At 57.0% G+C, this 16,243-nt stretch carries 12 protein-coding genes, 1 tRNA gene and 1 riboswitch; of the genes, 7 read left to right on the top strand and 6 right to left on the bottom strand.

Going from position 1 to position 16,243, the window contains the following annotated elements:
- Positions 1-667: 667 nt before the first annotated feature.
- Entirely contained in the window at positions 668-1,009 is a 342-nt protein-coding gene (locus tag ACVWXW_RS09715) for a DUF3155 domain-containing protein (protein ID WP_049749658.1), read from the top strand.
- A 233-nt stretch (positions 1,010-1,242) separates the two neighbouring features.
- Positions 1,243-1,500 carry a DUF3146 family protein gene (locus ACVWXW_RS09710; protein ID WP_414329773.1) on the top strand — a complete coding sequence of 86 codons (258 nt, stop codon included), beginning with the start codon at positions 1,243-1,245 and terminating at the stop codon, positions 1,498-1,500.
- Positions 1,501-1,681: 181 nt separating this feature from the next.
- On the opposite strand, the gene ACVWXW_RS09705 is transcribed toward ACVWXW_RS09710, so the two are convergent.
- Positions 1,682-3,607 carry a primary-amine oxidase gene (locus ACVWXW_RS09705; RefSeq protein ID WP_457403689.1) on the bottom strand — a complete coding sequence of 642 codons (1,926 nt, stop codon included), beginning with the start codon at positions 3,605-3,607 and terminating at the stop codon, positions 1,682-1,684.
- Positions 3,608-4,600: 993 nt separating this feature from the next.
- On the opposite strand from ACVWXW_RS09705, the gene ACVWXW_RS09700 reads away from it, so the two are divergent.
- On the top strand, positions 4,601-7,261 hold the full coding sequence (locus ACVWXW_RS09700; RefSeq protein WP_457403688.1) for a sensor histidine kinase: 2,661 nt from the start codon (positions 4,601-4,603) through the stop codon (positions 7,259-7,261).
- A 13-nt stretch (positions 7,262-7,274) separates the two neighbouring features.
- Here ACVWXW_RS09700 and ACVWXW_RS09695 read toward each other — a convergent pair.
- Positions 7,275-7,347: transfer RNA gene (locus ACVWXW_RS09695), tRNA-Arg, on the bottom strand.
- A gap of 486 nt (positions 7,348-7,833) precedes the next feature.
- Between ACVWXW_RS09695 and ACVWXW_RS09690 the strand changes: the two genes are divergently transcribed.
- Positions 7,834-8,271 (top strand): hypothetical protein, encoded by a 438-nt coding sequence (locus ACVWXW_RS09690; RefSeq protein WP_457403687.1) that lies wholly within the window; start codon positions 7,834-7,836, stop codon positions 8,269-8,271.
- Between the two features lie 102 nt (positions 8,272-8,373).
- Here ACVWXW_RS09690 and rpsT read toward each other — a convergent pair whose 3' ends face one another.
- On the bottom strand, positions 8,374-8,703 hold the full coding sequence (gene rpsT, locus ACVWXW_RS09685) for a 30S ribosomal protein S20 (RefSeq protein ID WP_414400762.1): 330 nt from the start codon (positions 8,701-8,703) through the stop codon (positions 8,374-8,376).
- 87 nt (positions 8,704-8,790) lie between these two features.
- Here rpsT and ACVWXW_RS09680 point away from each other — a divergent pair, with 87 nt between their 5' ends.
- Positions 8,791-10,155 carry a CRTAC1 family protein gene (locus tag ACVWXW_RS09680; protein ID WP_457403685.1) on the top strand — a complete coding sequence of 455 codons (1,365 nt, stop codon included), beginning with the start codon at positions 8,791-8,793 and terminating at the stop codon, positions 10,153-10,155.
- On the opposite strand, the gene moaA is transcribed toward ACVWXW_RS09680, so the two are convergent.
- Positions 10,152-11,129, bottom strand: coding sequence for a GTP 3',8-cyclase MoaA (gene moaA, locus ACVWXW_RS09675; RefSeq protein ID WP_011434340.1), 978 nt, complete (start codon positions 11,127-11,129; stop codon positions 10,152-10,154). The two genes, ACVWXW_RS09680 and moaA, sit on opposite strands and share 4 nt — an antisense overlap.
- A gap of 198 nt (positions 11,130-11,327) precedes the next feature.
- Positions 11,328-13,235 carry a cation:proton antiporter gene (locus ACVWXW_RS09670; protein ID WP_457403684.1) on the bottom strand — a complete coding sequence of 636 codons (1,908 nt, stop codon included), beginning with the start codon at positions 13,233-13,235 and terminating at the stop codon, positions 11,328-11,330.
- A gap of 265 nt (positions 13,236-13,500) precedes the next feature.
- Positions 13,501-13,599, top strand: a riboswitch (Glutamine riboswitch).
- Positions 13,600-13,685: 86 nt separating this feature from the next.
- Here ACVWXW_RS09670 and ACVWXW_RS09665 point away from each other — a divergent pair.
- Positions 13,686-14,138 (top strand): DUF4278 domain-containing protein, encoded by a 453-nt coding sequence (locus ACVWXW_RS09665; RefSeq protein ID WP_011434342.1) that lies wholly within the window; start codon positions 13,686-13,688, stop codon positions 14,136-14,138.
- A gap of 248 nt (positions 14,139-14,386) precedes the next feature.
- Here ACVWXW_RS09665 and glnA read toward each other — a convergent pair whose 3' ends face one another.
- Positions 14,387-15,811 carry a type I glutamate--ammonia ligase gene (glnA, locus tag ACVWXW_RS09660; RefSeq protein ID WP_457403682.1) on the bottom strand — a complete coding sequence of 475 codons (1,425 nt, stop codon included), beginning with the start codon at positions 15,809-15,811 and terminating at the stop codon, positions 14,387-14,389.
- 187 nt (positions 15,812-15,998) lie between these two features.
- On the opposite strand from glnA, the gene ACVWXW_RS09655 reads away from it, so the two are divergent.
- Positions 15,999-16,178 (top strand): hypothetical protein, encoded by a 180-nt coding sequence (locus tag ACVWXW_RS09655; protein WP_414356529.1) that lies wholly within the window; start codon positions 15,999-16,001, stop codon positions 16,176-16,178.
- Positions 16,179-16,243: the final 65 nt, after the last annotated feature.

Genomic DNA, 16,243 nt, shown 5'->3' with positions numbered 1-16,243 from the left:
GAGGCGGGATCCATCCAATCCCTACGGTACCAGAACTCCTCACTCCAGGGCTCCCAGGATGAACTCGCGAAAGGGCTGTGTGGACATGCTGGGGATCTGCAGTGGATCTCTTGTAGAAACAAGAAGTTGGTTGTACAGTCTTACATGCGCTGTTCAACGGTAGCCCGGCACCGGAGTGCCCCTTTCTCTCCTCGGTTGAGCAGCTCCAGACTTGCAGCATTGGCAATTGACTTAGCACTTCAGCCCAAAGGGGGTTGTCTTGAAGCTGAGCTTAGGTATATGTTCTGTTGAGTATCGTTTTTGTTAATGTTAGGCTAGGGGCCAGATTTGATGCGGATCTCCCACATCGGCATCTGACTTTCTTCGCAGGTGTCAGAGCCCGTGGATCCCCTATCAATATCAGCAGTCAACCTAGCAAACGCCCAATCGCCAGCTCTCTTTGCAGGCGATTGTTGGAGGATTTTTTGTTCGGAGAAAGGTTCCCGATTAGATTTTTTTGGGCGCGTCCATAAGTAACCCTTCAAGGGCTTTGAGGGCGACTGCTGTCTTTATTGCCTTTGTAAAAGATGATAACAAAAATGGGTAAAAGTTATTGCTTTTCTTAAGCAGCGCTGATATATTCTTTGCGGTTGCGGTTGTTCGGTCATCCTTCTACGGGAGGCTTACATTGGTTAGGAGAAGAAAGCGTAAGAGTCGCCGTCGTCTGGAAGGGCGCAAAATTTTAGATCACATTCCTCAATTTAATTTGGACAGTGGTGAAGAGAAGTCTGTAACCGCTGCTCGAAAATATATTCAGGAAAAGTCTATTCAGCCCCCCGCACTTATTTTGGTGCGACGAAATGAACATACAGTTGATCGGTTTTTCTGGGCGGAGAAGGGGTTGTTCGGCGCGCAATATGTCGAGGAGAACCACTTCCTTTTTCCCAGCCTGCGAGCTTTGTTAGCAGAGGTTGCGGCTGAAAAGCCAGAGAAAAAATCCTCGAAGACCCTTGCAACTGCCGCTCGCTAGCTTCTGGCCAGCTTTTCCTACAGCAGGAGCCCAGGAAACAGCCCCCCTACCCTGGGGGGTTTGTTGCAGCCGCTCTCAGAAAATCAAGAAAATCAAAAGAACTGACCCTATTTAGGGGATCCCTTTCACTCAATGGGTTGAGCTTCTGATACCTCACTCCCCATGCTGGATCTGCTGGCGGCAGCGAGGGAGCCACGCGCTACCCTACAAGGGATCCCGTCGGGAGATGCCGGATGAGCCGACTGCCTCAGACCACTGCCCACATCCAAATTACCCGCCGCTCTTGGCAAGAGGGTGCCATTGAGGGGGAAGTCAATGCCAATGGTTGGGTTTGGCGCTTTTGCTGGCGCTTTCGGGCCGGGGAACTCAGAGTGGAGCCTTCTGTGGGGCGAGCTTTGATTTGCGAGCCCTTGAGCCGCTTTCTGGAAAAATCCGACTATCTGCTGGAACCGGGCAGCAACTACTCGTTTGTGATTCGCAGCAGCTTGTGAACTCTCAATCTGAGCAGATCTGAGCAGAGCTTTTGCCCAGCACCAAAGACCGGGGCTGAGCAATGGAAGGCACCTGCTACGGTGACCCAGAAACCAGGTCTCAAGCCCCGTGGGCGAAGAGTGCCTCCCCTCTCACTCCTGTCGCGCCCAAGCTGTTCGCACTTGAAAGAATCCTCGCCCTCTAGGCAGGGGGGTAGTCAATAAAGCTGCAGCAGCCTTTGGTCTTCGGCGGGGGAGGAGGCACATCCAGAGCTGGGTTGCACTCAAAGAAGCCCAGGGGCTTGAGCATAAAGCCGATGTAGCTAACCGGCATCACCGGCCAGTCTTCGGTGCGGGGGAAGTGATTGCAGCCAAAGCTATACCAGAGCACCAGACGGGTGTTTTCCAGGGATCGGTTCGCTTGCGTCCATTTCACCAGCCCTTCGCCACCGGGGTGTTGGTTGGGGTAGTCCCCTGCTGGGAACTTCTCGCCGGGATGGTAGGGCGTGGCCCAGAGGTGGTGGGCCAGATAGCCCGCCCGTCGGTGCAGCCAAGAGTTGGGGTGGGCCAAAAGCTGGACGTTTTCCCCCGGCATCAGTTTGTAGGCCACCGGCTGTCCCAGGCGGTTGTGGCGATTGGGGTTGACAATCTTCCAATAGCGGCCCCGCAAGGGATCCACCGTTTGCTTAGCCTCCTGCTCGGTTTTGAGCAGGGTGGAGCGGGCGCGAAAGGCGTTGCCGTGAGGGTTATCCGGCCCCAGAGGCAGAGGTTCTGCATGCACTTCATAGAGGGAGTTGCACGGCCCATCCACCGCCATATCCAGGCGAACGGTGAAAAAGTGCTGGTGGTTGAGGCCGGACAATTGGGGTGCCACCAAGACGCCGAACTCCGGCTCTTCCCCCGGCAACGTAGCGCAAGTGTTGATAATGCCGGTGAGCTTGGCTTCAAACTCCAGCGTGCCGTCTTGGTAGAAATACCAGAAAAAGCCGTAGTCGTAGTTGCCAATGGTGGTGAAAAAGGAAAGCACCAGCCGCCGCGAGCGCCGCACCTGCGCCCGTTCCGTGCGCCAGTCGGTGTGCTTCCAGAGCACCCCAAAGTCCTCCTCGTGCATACAGACGGCATTTTTCAAAAGCATGGGCTCGCCGCTGTTGGTGGGCAACCAGGCATCGAAGTAGTAGATCTCTCCCAAGCAGTCGCAGCCCAGCTGCAGGGAATTGGCCTGCATGCCAATGCCGTATTCCCCCACATCGAAGGCATTTTTGCGACAGTGGGGATCCCGCGGATCCCCGTAGGGCACCACCATCTCGGCTACCGAGGCGCGGTAGAGAATGGGGCGAAGGCGGCCTTGATCCTCGTAGCTCACCTGGTGGAGGACGAGCCCCTCTCGCGGGTTAAAGCTGATGCGCAGATCCCACTTCTGCCAGCGGATGTGGTGGCCGTCCACCTGGAAGCTCACCCCTTGGGGCTGAGTGATTTCTAGCGGCTTCAAGTCTTGGCGAAAATCTTTGAAAAACAGCTCGTCGAAGTTACCGGACTCCGGCGGCAAGGGCCACAGACCCCGATCCTCCACCTTGACAACTTGCATGCGGTTGAGGTCAATCCAGGGGTAGAGCCCCTCGATGGGGCGGGCATAGCCGTTGTCGCAAGGGGAAGTACGTAGGAAACAAAAGCCTCGCACCAGCCGCCGCCCTTCTTCTTCCGGGATCCCAAAGTAGCCCACCGTCCAGTAGTCCACCATCACCAAATCCACATCGGCAATCCCCCGCCGCTGCAGAGCCGCCAAAAATTGGGGATCCTCCTTGAGCAGGCGGTCGCAGGCGTACACCTCATCGTCGAGCAGAGGGGGCTGCACGCCCGCAATGAGCTGCCAAGAGCGCACCTGCTGTGTTGACAGAGAGACCACGGCTTCGTAGGTGTTGCCACTGGCCGGATCCAACAGCACCACAAAAGCCTGCCGATCCCACGGCTGCCCCGGCTGCCAAGTTTCCATCCAAGGCCGATCCGGCTCGTGTAGCTGGATGGTTACAAAGCGCCACTGAGAACTGAGGGGCCGTTGCCGGCGCAGGATCTGCACCACTTGCCGCATCTCCTCAGCACTGAGGGGATCCAAGGGGTGGCCTTGGGGCAATGAAGCCTGGCCAAGCAAAGCAGATTCACTCGACTGGCTATGTCGATCCAAACTGGGAGAAACTTTACAAACCACAGCAATAACCTTGAATTCTTCGGTTGGAAAATGATTGAGTTGAGCTAGGAAAAAATAGGGAGAAGTCTGCTGAGAAAGGTCAAAGGGATCCCTTCGCTCGCCATGCCGCGGGCCAGCCCATCAACCCAACTCAGAGAATCCAGAAAACCTAACAGCAGGCTAAACAGACTATCCTGTTGCCATCGCCAACATCGGGCAACTTTGCAAGAGATACCCGGGGAAAGGAAAACTTAAGCCAAAGCCCAAGGAAGTGAAGACAACCTCGGCCCTGCTAATTGTCCAGATCTAGCAATCTTCTGTTTCCCCGTCCGCTAACCAAATGAAGAGGGCAACGGCACCTTGAGAAGCCGCGCCAGGGCGAACAGGAAACCGTCAACCCATCGGGAAAATCTGAATACAGGTCTTACTACAGATAAACCCAAACTCGAGAGCAGGAGAAGTTTTCTGTGATTAAACGTCAGGCTTAACGTTGCACAGGAAAGCATAAAAAAGAGAAAACGCTTCACGCAGGCTAAGGGCAGGATCACACCGAGAAAGCTCAACGCAACGTCAACTCTCGCAAGAGCGCAAAGACATCTCGAAGCCTGCCCTGACCCTACCTGCCAGGGGGATCCCACCACTTGGGATCCGAAATGCAACTGACGATACTATAGCAGAGGCACCCCCCTTTCCCACAAGCCCGGCCCAAAGCCTCCCGGTCGCATCAGCAGGGTGTGACCCTAGGCCTTCTCCCCGTGAAGTTGAAGTCCAGCTCAAGTTGAAGGTTTGGTGTCGGAGAACACATATCTAAGAGTTACCCTGGAGCCATGCTTAAGGTTAGAAATTTCTGACAATTCGAATAGTAGGATCCCTCACGTCTCCTGAAAATCGTCCACAATGAGGCAGGGCTTGCGGCAAATTAACCGTCTGGTGAGGGAGATGGCTTCAACTCGATACCGCCTGGTGCCGGTGCGGCCAGGAGACGGCAGCTTTTATCCGGAGCATCTCTATTTGGCCCTAGAAGCCACCCAACTGGGCTATTGGCAACTGGATTTGCGCACCTGGAAGTTGAGTGCCTCTCCCCAATGCAAGGCCAAATACGGGCTGGATCCAAACCAAGATTTCACCCTGGAAGTGTTTTTGCAGCACGTTCACCCGGAAGATCGCCAAAGGGTGAGAGAAGCTTTTCAGACGCTTGGGCCCAAGGCAGTAGAGGGGGATCCCAACTTTTCGGTGGAATATCGGGTTTACCAGGCCGACGGCCAGATGCGCTGGCAGCTTTCCCAGGGGATTGTGCTCTTGGGGCCAAAAGGGGATCCCGGCGAGATTGTCGGCGTGACCCTGGACATCAGCGAGCGCAAGCAACTAGAGGCCACCTTGGCTGAGCGGGAGCGTCGCCATCGCCAGATCCTGGAAGCTCTGCCCGACATGCTGCTTTGTCTGGATCGCCAGGGCCGCTGTCTGGAGTTCAAGCCGCCCAGCCATTTTTCTGTCCCCCATCCCCCTGCCTACTACCTGGGCAAAACCCTTGAAGAGCTGTTTCCTGATACCGGTTGCACCGGTGGGGCGGAACCCATAGCCCAAGCCATTCGCGAGCATCTGGAGCTGGCCCTAGCAACCCGGCAAGCTCAAGAGATCGAGTACCCCTGCCCAGAGGGATCCCCTCAGCCCCAATATCGGCAGGCTCGCATCGTTCCTTTTGGGGAAGATCAAGTGCTGGTGATCATCAGAAACATCACCCCTCGCAAGCAAGCTGAGCTGAAACTGCAGCGGCAATTGCAGCGAGAAAGACTGTTTAATCAGCTCATTCAGGCCATCAACACCTCTCTGGACTTACCCACCCTATTTGATGTGGCGGTGCGGGAAGTGGGGGCAGTGTTGCAGGCAGCACGAGTTACCCTTTATCAGTACCTGCCCGCTGAGGCCGTGTGGTTGGGCATTGCCAGCCATAGCCGATTTCCTAATTTGCCCAACAATCTGAACCTGGGACTGCCGGATAGCAGGGATTTTATGGTTTTCGATCATTTGAAACGGCTGCAAATTTTTCATGTCCAGGATCCGGAGCAGATTGCCGATCCCTTTGCCATTTATGAGAAGCGAGAATACCAACTGGGCCCTTGGCTGGTGATCCCGGTGGCTTGTCAGGAACAAATGTGGGGCGGGCTATCGCTGCGGCGCCTGACTTCAGATCCGGATTGGCAAACCGATGAGATCGAGTTGGCCAAGGCTATCGGGGAGCACCTGGCAGTGGCCATTCAGCAGGCAGAGCTTTATCAAAAGCTGCAGCAGACCAATGCCGAATTGGATTACCAAGTGCGGGTGCGCAATGCAGAGCTCGAACAAGCTTACAACGACGAAGCGCTACTCCAGCTCATCACCGAAGAAATTCGCTCCACTTTGGATGAACAAAAAATCTTGGAAACGGTAGCCCGAGAACTGGCCCTGAGCTTGAACCTATCCAATTGCACCATTGCCCTTCATGACCCAGAGCGGCAGGTCAGCGTTTTGGCGGTGGACTATTTGGCCGGAGAAGGGATCCGGCGCTTTCCCCTGGAGGTTTCGTTTGCGGATTTCACCCATGTGCTTCGTCAGCTCCAGCGCGGACAGCTTTGCCACTTCAGCAATCTCCATCACCCCTGCTGGCCTAACCATGACCGCTGTACCCTGATCGTCTCCCCCATCTGTGAAAAAAGGGATCTGGCAGGGCAAGACGAGGAACTGCTTGTTTTGGGGAATATTTGTGGATCCCGTCCACCGGGGCAGATATTTACCGAGCGGGAACAACAGCTCATCCAACGGGTAGCCGGCCAATGTGCCATCGCCATTCGCCAAGCACGTCTTTATCAAACGATCCAGCGTCAGGTGCAACAGTTGCAGGAGCTCAACCAACTCAAAGATGAGTTTCTGCACATGGTCTCCCACGAAATGCGCACACCTCTCACCAACATGAAGCTGGCTATTGGGTTTCTATCTAAAGCCAACCTAACTGAGCGGGAAAGGCGCTACTTGCAGATTTTGGAGATGGAGACCAACCGCGAGCTGGAGTTAATCAACGACCTGTTGGAATTGCAAGCCCTCGAATCCGGAAACAAAGTCCTCAGACTTACCTGTTTATCTCCCCAGGAATGGATCCCCAATCTTGCCGAGCCCTTCCGGCTGCGGGCTGCGCAGCAAGGCCAACAGTTCCAGGTGGAATGGGATCCCGACCTTTGGCTCCTCTGCACGGATGAGAGCCTCTTGTCGCGGGTGGTCAGCGAGCTTTTAAACAATGCGTGTAAGTACACCCCCACTGGGGAAAGCATCTATTTGAGTGTGAGCCAGGCTAACTCCAATGGCCGTCCCGGCTGGCTGATCACGGTGCGCAATACAGGGGCGGAAATTCCTGCAGAAGCGTTGCCCCGCCTTTTTGAAAAGTTCTATCGCCTCCCCCAGTTGGATTGCCGCAACGCCGGGGGAACGGGCTTGGGTCTATCGCTGGTTCAAAAGGCAGTGGAGCTGATGGGCGGATCCCTGCGGGTGGAAAGCCACTCTCGGCAGGTGATGGTTCAGATGTGGTGCCCCCATCAGGGCAGCTTGTCGGAAACCCCAAGCAAGGCTTAGAGGGCAAGGCCAGCGCCTTGCGCAGGACTCGAACCTGCAACCATCGACTTAGAAGGTCGGTGCTCTATCCTTTGAGCTAGCAAGGCCGAAGAAAAGGGTGCAGAGCCATTATATCCCCGACCCAGTTCCCATTCTCTGACCCCGACCAACCTGCCTCTGACCTTGAGTTCTGCATTGTTGCTTGGGCAAATTGCGCGGTTTGCCTTAGGGAGCCAGGGCGGGATCCCTTCACCGTGGGAATGTTGGTTTTCGCTCAGGATATGAACGTCAAAGAGATCGTCTGCCAAGCTCTTGGAACGGGACGTCTGGGCGTCTCTCAGGAAACTTGACTGTACGGATAAGGAAGACTTGCAGACGGCAGATGCTTTGAGCAGATGCTTTGATCAGTGCCTTTTTGGATGGCGCTGTGCAGCGGGAGAGCCACAACTGGGCTCCCTGTGCATCGATCCCTTAAAATGGGCGAGCCGAAAGCAGAAAAGTACTCGTTTGAGTTCGAGGATCCCATGCAACCGAGCTATTGCGTCGGAGATAAGTCCAAAATGGGTGTTGAGGTGTCGAAAATTGGGATCCCCATGCCCTTGCTCCCTGATCCTGGCTCAGCTGCGGAAAAGAAAGCTGCCTCTGGCACTCAATCCCTGTCTCCGGCAGCCAAGCGCCTGTTGCGCCTCTACCACGGCGGTAGCTTCATCTTTCTGGGCCTGTTGTGGCTGGTGGTCGGGATCCCCAGTCTCTGGGCTTTGCGAGCGGATATAGCCCGCTTGTGGGATTACTTCACCTGGGCAGGCCTGCGATATGCCCTGTTTCACCGCCCAGGATGGCCCACCTTGGGGTTATTGCTCTGTGTCAGCTTCACGATGGGGATCCTGATTGCCCAAAGCCGCTATGAGCTGTTCGGCCTGTATCCGGTGGAGCGTCTCATGCTGGAGCAGCAATCCCGCTGGATCCTGTCCTTGCCGGTGTGGCATCCGCTGCGGCGCTGGTTGGTGCGCAGGTTGGATACTCAAGATTAGGTTTTGGCTGCTACTTGGGATCCCTGCCGGCACCGAGGCAAAATCTCGTTTGCGTGCGGCTGAAATCCCGCACAAGCACCACTTCCAAAGCAGCAGGAGAATTCAACCATGCTCAACCAAAGCCTCAGCCTGGGATTTTTCCGAGGAAGCCACAGACAGCTTCACAATCCGGGCCAGCCGAGCCTTACGACGAGCGGCTGTGTTTTTGTGCAGAACGCCGGTTTTGGCAGCTTTATCAATGCGGCTGAAAGCAGCACTCATAGCCGCCTGGATTTCCTGCAGAGTTTCTTGCTGTGGGTTGGCAGCGTAGGCAGCCGAGAGGGAGATCACTTTCTTCATCAGAGCGCGCACCATGGCTTTGGTGGCTTTATTGCGCAGCCGATTCCGCTCTGCGATCTGAACGCGCTTGATGGCAGATTTGATGCGTGGCATGGTTGAAAGGGAAGTTCCAGCGAAGATCCAGCATACCATCAGAGCTGGAAGCTCCACCAGTTCCTATTGTTCTCCGATGGGATCCCCATGTTCCAAGATTGCAGCTCGCAGATCCGCTTTAACCCACCTGCCCTTTTCTACGGGGTTGCCGCTTGCGATTTGGATCGGGATGGGGCCTTTGAGCTGTTTGTGTGCGGGTTCCGCGGCTCCAATCGAGTCTTGAAGTGGGATGGGCAAACCCTGGTGGATCAAGCAGACGACACCCTGGCCGATGCAGGGCGCATGGCAATTGGGGTGGCTGCCGCCGACTTTGACGGGGACGGGCAGGAAGAACTTTATGTCTTGAACACCGATACCTTCGGCGGGCGCAAGCGCTTTGGGGATCGCCTCTTCGACTGGCAGGGATCTCGCTGGGTGGACCTGTTCTCCCTGCCGCAAAACCAAGATGCCCTCAACTTGACGGCAGGTCGCTCTGTAGCTTGTGTGGATCGTCTTGGCCAGGGGAGCTATGGATTTTTCGTAGCCAACTACGGCGGCCCTATGCGCCTCTACGAGTTGGGCCCTAACCAAATGATCGCCGATGTGGCGCCAGAAGCGAGACTCAATCGGGTGACGGGCGGGCGGGGGTTGGTGGCCGTGCCCTTGGTCTCGCAGCGGATGGACATTTTTGCCGTCAATGAGCAGGGACCTAACTTTCTGTTTCGCAACCGGGGAGATGGCACCTTTGAAGAGATTGCCGCTGAGGTGGGCCTAGCAGATCCCGACGAGCATGGGCGCGGCGTGGCAGCGGTGGATCTGGATGGGGATGGACGGCTGGATTTGCTCTATGGCAACTGGGAAGGCCCCCATCGCCTCTGGATCCAGACCCCCAGCGGTTTTTTTAAGGATGTAGCCCCCCCTGAGCTGGCCAGGCCCTCTCGCATTCGCACGGTCATTGCTGCCGACTTCGACAACGACGGCTACCCAGAGCTGTTTTTCAACAACATCGGCGAGCCCAACCGTCTGTTTGCATGGCGCTCAGGCCGTTGGCAAGCCATTGACATTGGAGATGCTGCCGAGCCGCAGGGATTGGGGACAGGAGCAGCAGTGGCCGATGTGGATGGGGATGGTCGTCTGGAATTGTTGATTGCCCATGGGGAGTCTGGCGCCCAGCCTCTCAGCTTCTATCGCCCTCAGGCCAATGCCAACAACTGGCTGAGAGTTCTGCCCCTCACCCGCCAGGGAGCCCCGGCCCGCGGCGCGTTGGTAAGGCTGCTCACCTCCACCCGTACCCAGATCCAGGCCATCGACGCCGGCAGCGGCTACCTCTGTCAGATGGAGCCGGTGGCCCACTTTGGCCTGGGATCCGAAACAGGGGTCAAGGAAATCCAGATCCAGTGGCCGGATGGGAAACAGTTGCAGGTGGCCCACCCACCGGTCAACCAGCTTTTGCGGATCCCTTATCCCCGCTAGCCGCCAATCTGAGACATGGTGCGCCGGTAGGATCCCTGGCTGCCGGTATCCCGTCCTTTGAAGTTGATGTCCGGCTTGATGTCCAGCAGTTCTCGCACCTGCTGTCTTAGCCTTTCGGCAGGGATCCCAGCTCGCAGCGGATCCCGCAGGTTGATTTGGCCGGATTCGTTGAGCAGGCAAGGGCGCAGCCAACCGTCGCTGGATAGCCGCATGCGGTTGCATCGATCACAAAAGCACTCCGACATCTGGCTGATAAAGCCCAAGGTGCCTTTTGCCCCCGGGATTCGAAACACATCCGCCGGCCCATTGCCGGCCACAAACCCAGGTTCCAGGCCAAAGCGAGCGCGAATTCGCTGTCGCAGCACCTCAGACTCCACCCAGCCGGCCTGCTGGAAGAGGGCAGCATTGCCGATGGGCATAAACTCGATGAAGCGCACATGCCATTGCCGCTCCAGGGTAAGGGCAGCCAGATCTTCCACTTCCGATTCGTTGAGCCCAGGGATCACCACCACATTCAACTTGAGGGGATCAAACCCCACTTGGTGGGCAACTTGGATCCCGGCCCAGACCTGCCGCCAGCGATCCCGCCCCGTGATCAGTCGAAAGGTCTCGGGGTTGAGGGAATCAAAGCTGATGTTGATGCGGCGCAACCCCGCTTCATAGAGGAGTTGAGCTTTTTGGCTGAGGTTGAAGCCGTTGGTGGTAAGGGCCACATCTCTCACCCCAGGCAGGCTGCATAGAGCCCGGATGAGGTGCTCCAGCCCCGGCCTGAGCAGGGGTTCGCCGCCGGTGAGGCGAAAGCAATCGATCCCCAACGGCAAAAACACCTCTCGAACCAACGTGAGGATTTCCTCATCCGTTAAACGCTCTGGGGCTTGCAGCCACGTCAACTCCGCCTCGTCAGGCATGCAGTACTGGCAGCGGAAATTGCAGCGATCGATCAAGCTGATGCGCAGATAGTTAACGGTCGGCATGGCAACCTAGGCCAGAAACAGATGGGGCACCCCTCCCCCCAGAGTGCCGAGCAACGCCGAGGACCCTTTCCGTTGCCTCTGGAAAACCTCCCAGCGTCTCCATCCGCAAAGGCAGCGGGGGAACTGTCCCGAGGCTTGCAACTTGCAGTGGCCACACCTCCAGTTTGCAGGATACTACGAAGATTGAGGTGCAAATCTCTACTCGGCAGAGCCAGGGATCCCTGCCCATTCGGGTTGAACAGGCCGCTGCCAGCGTTCCCACCAGGCCAGCACAGACTCAGGTGGGTGGCTGTCGTGGCTGCCGTTGGCATTGGCGGGGAGGGGGGGAGAGGGAGGTGGGGCCGGCGGTGTCAGCCAACTGACAGGCGCGGGGATCAGACAACTGGGGTGGAGAGGGCGCAGATCGCGGTAGTGGCTGCTGCGAATGGCCAGGATCTCCTGCTGAATGATGTCTGGGGGTTCTCCCAACTCCAGCAACACATGGCTGCACAGCCCCAGGCTGGCCTCAAATTCGGGGTGGACGACTTCTCTGGCCCCCAACTGATAGAGCTGTTCGATGTCTTCCTTGTCGGTAGCTCGCACCACCACATCCAATTGCGGCGCCAACTCCAGAGCTCGTTTCAGGCAGAGGCGGATGCTCATGCGATCCGGCAGAGCAATAACCAGGGCGCGGGCCTGGGGCAGGCAAGCTTTCTCCAGCACCAACGGGCTGGCGGCATTCCCATACAAGTAAGGGATCCCACGGGAACGCAGGTGTTGGATCACCCGTTCTGATTGATCAATGACCAAGAGGGGGTGACGACGGGCTTCGAGAATGCGCACAATGTCTTGCCCCACCTGCCCATAGCCGCACACCACCACGTGCCCCTGTTGAGGAGCATCGGGGGCCAAAGCGCGGGGCCGCTCGCCCGATTCCAACCAGCGGGCCAAGAAGGGGATCCCGTGTAGCCCGGAAAACAGTCGAGGAGCGCCCCTCAGCAGAAAGGGAGTGAGCAGAAGGGTAACGGCTGTGGTGCTGACAATCAACAAATAGATCTGTCGCGACACCAACCCCAACGCCTGCCCCTCGCTGGCCAGCACAAAGGAAAATTCGCCGATTTGCGATAAGCCCAGCCCCACCACCACCGCTGCCGGCAGAGTGTAACCAAACAGCCGCGCCAAGGGAGCCACGATGCAAAACTTGCCCACCATCACCAGACCCACCAGCCCCAGGATCAGCAACAGATGGCCGAGGATAAAGCTGGGATCGATGAGCATGCCGATGGCCGCAAAAAAGAGAGCAGCAAACACATCTCGCAAAGGCTCTACATAGTCCAGGGTTTGGTCGGCGTACTCCACCTCCGAGATCATCAGCCCGGCAATGAAGGCCCCAATCTCGCTGGAAATGCCCAGCCGCTCCGTCAACAGGGCAATCCCCACGCAGAGGCTGATCACCCCCAGCAGAAACACCTCTTTGCTCTCCTGCTGAGCCAGCAGACGCAGGAAACCGGGAACCAGCCAAATCCCGCCTACCACCGCCCCCAGCCCCACCAAGCCGATTTCTGCCAAGGCCCTGGCCAGGGATCCCGCCAGCTCCGGCAAGGGACAATCCAAAGCCGGCAACACCGCCAACATCAGCCCCACCGCCAAATCTTGCACAATCAGGATCCCCAACATGGCTTGGGCTTGGGGAGTGTCCATCTGGTTGGTCTCGGTGAGGCTTTTGAGCACCACCGCCGTGGAAGACAAGGAGAGTACGGCCCCTAAAAAGATCCCTTGCACCGGCGTCAACCAGCCGCTGACCACTGCCAGCACCGCCGTGATGAAAATCGTCAGGCCAATTTGCAAAATGCCTCCGCCAACGGCGATCCCCCGCACTTTGCGCAATTCTTTCAGGGAAAACTCCACCCCCAAGGTGAACAGCAAAAAGGTCACCCCAAACTGGGCCAAGGTTTCCACCTGAACCAACTCTTTGATCCACCCCAACCCGGTTGGCCCCACCAAGATCCCGGCCAGTAAGTAGCCGAGCAACACCGGCTGCCTCAGCAGCGAAGCCAAGAATCCACCTGCTGCCGCTGCCGCCAATACCGTCACAATGTCCAAAATCAGACGAAAGTCTTCCTGCACAGGGCACCCACCAAGGAATGTGAACTTTTGTAGCCAATCCTGAGGATTCTTCCACGATAATGCTTCCTCTGGCATCTCGGACAGAGTGGAGAACCTGGCCCCAAGCCCTGCACCTTACTTCCCCCAGGGATCCCGGCTGGCCCAGCCCGGATTCAGATCCAGCCTGGATTCAGAGGAAGCTGGACGGAAACTCAGTGGAAATTTTTGTTAAAACTTGCTGGCAATACCTCAAAACCGTAGCTTATAATACAGAATGTAGATAGAAATCGTTCATCCTCTCGCGTGCTGGGCGGCTCGTTAATGTAGGTAGAGCGACATCACGGCCAGAGGACGGAAGTAGGGAGATATCCCGAAGGAACGCGCCTCAACTCTTCTGGTAACCGTGTGGCTTCTCTTGTCTCTCAGGAGAAGGCGAACGGATGAAAACTCAACTCATTGGAGGCGAAGATCATGGCACTCTTTTACCGTGGCGTCGATTACACCCCCTCTTCTGCAACTGCAGCGGTTTCTCCCGGCAAAGTGGGGGGTCGTTACCGGGGGCTGGACTGGCGGTTCCGCCACCTGAGCAAGCCGGTGGTTTTGCCCACCAACCTTGACCTGCTCTATCGAGGTGTTGCTCATCATCTCAAGGCGGCCGAAGGGCCGGCTCAACCCGTTCAGACGGCAGAGGCATCTGCCCCGGTGGCTGCCAATGGCCGTTCTCATGTCTTGGATGAGCTGTCTCGCCGCTTGATGATGAGCCATCAACGCTTGATTCGGATTCGCCAGCAATCCATGCTGCTCCGCGGTACAGAGCAGATTGGCCTGCATGTCAACGTGCGCAACTTCTGGAACCGCATCCAAGGAAAAGTGCATCCCACCTTTCGGCTCAACTACGACCGTAGCCGTGTCAGCATGAGCTGATCTGCCCGTAACTGTTGATGCTCTGGCATGAGCTCAGCGAGAAGGGATCCCGGCTGGGGATCCCCTTTTGGTTTCTGGGTTGAGCTTCCTCAGGTCGATGGACGGCACAGGACGCTTCAACGCTGGCACGAGGTGCTGTTGACCAAAAGTAGCTAAGTTGCCCAAGGGATCCACAATTGAGGGGTGCTATTTCCTCGGAAAAAAACGGGATCCCATCAGGGATCCCGCTGCAGAATCGGCCACACCGCTTAGGCGTCGAAGTAAAGGGCGAACTCGTAGGGGTGAGGCCGCAGATTGATGGGGTTGATCTCGTTGTCGATCTTGTACTCGATATAGGTCTGGATCAGATCTTCGGTGAAGACGCCTCCCTCCAGCAAGAAGGCATGATCCTTCTGCAAGCTTTCCAGGGCATCCAGCAGGGATCCAGGCGTGGAAGGGATCTTGGCCAGCTCTTCCGGCTCCAGATCGTAGATATCTTTGTCCAAGGGCTCGCCGGGATGGATCTTATTCTTGATCCCGTCCAGACCTGCCATCAACATGGCCGAGAAGGCGATGTAGGGATTGCAGGTGGCATCCGGGCAGCGGAACTCCAGACGCTTGGCTTTGGGATTGTTGCCGGTCACCGGAATGCGAATGGCAGCGGAACGGTTGCCCTGGGAGTAAGCCAGGTTCACCGGCGCCTCGAAGCCGGGCACCAAGCGCTTGTAGGAGTTGGTGGTGGGGTTGGTGAAGGCCAGGATTGCCGGGGCATGCTTGAGCAGGCCACCGATGTAGTAGAGAGCTGTCTCGCTCAGGTTGGCATAGGTGCCTTCGCTGTAGAACAGGGGCTGGCCATCCTTCCAGAGGGACTGGTGGGTGTGCATGCCAGTGCCGTTGTCGTTAAATAGGGGCTTGGGCATGAAGGTGACGGTTTTGCCGTGCTTGCGGGCCACGTTCCGGAGCACGTATTTGTAAACCATCATGTAGTCGGCAGCCGTGATCAGATCGGCAAAGCGATAGCCCAACTCCCCTTGCCCGCCGGTAGCCACCTCGTGGTGATGCTTCTCGATGGGCACCCCCAACTTGCCCATGGTCAGCAGCATCTCGGTGCGGATGTTTTGATGGGCATCGGTGGGCGGGGCCGGGAAATAGCCCTCTTTGTAGCGAGGCTTGTAGCCCAGGTTGCCACCTTTCTCCTCGCGGCCCGAGTTCCAGCGACCTTCGATGGAATCCACGAAGTAGTAGGCCGAGTTTTGGGTTTGGTCGAAACGAACATCCTCAAAGATGAAAAACTCTGCCTCCGGCCCGAAGTAGGCAGTATCGGCAATGCCCGTCGATTGCAGATAGGCAACGGCACGGGCGGCAAGGCTGCGGGGACAACGGCTATAAGGCTGGCCGGTGCGCGGCTCAACAATGCTGCAAGTTATGCTGAGGGTGGGCACCTCCAGAAAGGGATCGATCCAAGCCGTCTTGGGATCCGGCACCATGTACATGTCCGACTCGTTGATCGCTTTCCAGCCCCGGATACTGGATCCGTCAAAGGGAAGCCCCTCGGTGAAGGTTTCTTCCTTGATCATCGAGGTGTGGAAGGAAACATGCTGCCAGGTGCCAAAGATATCCACAAACTTGAGATCCACTATCTGGACGTTGTTGTCCTGGATCATCTGAAGCACTTCTTGGGGCGTGGATGCCATTACTCTCTCCTGATTGGGTTGCGGTTAAGACTGGGGGAACTGTGGCTGAAACAAATGGGATCCCAGCAGGTGATCCCCACGCTTCGACCCAGACAGGCCAAAAACGCTCACTCATCCTAGAAAGGCCAACACGGGCATTTTGTAGTTTCTGATACAAAATTGCTTTGAGCCTGGCCTTCTGACCCACTTGCTGGCTATCTCGGACACCGCTTTTTCGCTCATCGGAGTCGCTCCCCTTTCCCTGTTGGTTTTGGTCAATCCAGATGGGGTGTTGGGGATCCAGAACTTGAGCAATGGCCGCCACCCTGCCAACCTCTGGGCAGAAATAACCGGATGGGGCGGGCAAAACCCTGCCCCGGTTGCCTGAGGCGAGCGAAAATTAGGATCAGCAGGCCCCCAGCTCGCCCGGTTTGCCAAAGGGTGTTAAGCTAA

This window comes from Thermostichus sp. MS-CIW-30 (genome assembly GCF_054058015.1).
The sequence above is the reverse complement of the archived record's forward strand: the minus strand, read 5'-3'. Positions and strand labels throughout refer to the sequence as shown.

Excerpts from the sequence above, each read along its gene's own strand:
- ACVWXW_RS09680 (WP_457403685.1), top strand. The coding sequence starts at position 8,791 with ATGTTCCAAGATTGCAGCTCGCAGATCCGCTTTAACCCACCTGCCCTT.
- ACVWXW_RS09710 (WP_414329773.1), top strand. The coding sequence starts at position 1,243 with ATGAGCCGACTGCCTCAGACCACTGCCCACATCCAAATTACCCGCCGC.
- rpsT (WP_414400762.1), bottom strand. The coding sequence starts at position 8,703 with ATGCCACGCATCAAATCTGCCATCAAGCGCGTTCAGATCGCAGAGCGG.
- ACVWXW_RS09690 (WP_457403687.1), top strand. The coding sequence starts at position 7,834 with ATGCCCTTGCTCCCTGATCCTGGCTCAGCTGCGGAAAAGAAAGCTGCC.
- ACVWXW_RS09665 (WP_011434342.1), top strand. The coding sequence starts at position 13,686 with ATGGCACTCTTTTACCGTGGCGTCGATTACACCCCCTCTTCTGCAACT.
- moaA (WP_011434340.1), bottom strand. The coding sequence starts at position 11,129 with ATGCCGACCGTTAACTATCTGCGCATCAGCTTGATCGATCGCTGCAAT.
- ACVWXW_RS09700 (WP_457403688.1), top strand. The coding sequence starts at position 4,601 with ATGGCTTCAACTCGATACCGCCTGGTGCCGGTGCGGCCAGGAGACGGC.
- glnA (WP_457403682.1), bottom strand. The coding sequence starts at position 15,811 with ATGGCATCCACGCCCCAAGAAGTGCTTCAGATGATCCAGGACAACAAC.